Genomic DNA, 663 nt, shown 5'->3' with positions numbered 1-663 from the left:
GCACAGCTTTGTCAGGCCAGAGGGAACAGTCATACGACAGGCTTACGAACTCTGTGTTCTGACCCAGCTGCGCGAGCGTCTGCGTGCCGGAGACATCTGGGTAACGGAAAGTCGCCAATACCGCGCATTCGACACCTACCTTCTTCCGGAAGCCACGTTTGCAGCGATGCGCGCGCAAGGACCGTTGCCTCTGGCGATCAATGCTACGGCTGACACGTTCCTTTCTCAACGGCGTGCAGTGCTGGAAACCGCGCTGAACCGGGTGACGGCTCTTGCCAGGAAGGGCGAGTTGTCACAGGTCCGGCTTGATGCACATGGTCTTGTGATTTCGCCTCTGAAAGCAATTACACCCCCTGCTGTGGAAGAGTTGAGGCGGGCGGCTTACGACCGGCTGCCACGCATCAAGATTACTGATCTTCTGCTGGAAGTGGACCGCTGGATCAGCTTCACCGACTGCTTTACCCATCGCCGTTCCAGCCGTGTCGCGGATGACAAAAACGCCCTGCTGACGGTGATCCTGGCGGATGGGATTAATCTTGGTCTGACACGCATGGCCGACACCTGTCAGGGTGCCACCCTGCGCCAGTTGGCGCATCTGCATGACTGGCATATCAGCGAGGCCGGATACGCCGAAGCCCTTGGCCGTATGGTTGCAGCCCATCG

General features: G+C 59.0%; 1 protein-coding gene. It reads left to right on the top strand.

The genetic code is table 11. The annotated features are described in order from the left end of the window. The coding region (locus KP705_RS15925; RefSeq protein WP_215764938.1) for a Tn3 family transposase at positions 1-663 on the top strand (663 nt) is incomplete at both ends.

The organism is Gluconobacter sp. P1D12_c, assembly GCF_018812105.1.
GTDB lineage: Bacteria > Pseudomonadota > Alphaproteobacteria > Acetobacterales > Acetobacteraceae > Gluconobacter > Gluconobacter oxydans_A.
The sequence above is the reverse complement of the archived record's forward strand: the minus strand, read 5'-3'. Positions and strand labels throughout refer to the sequence as shown.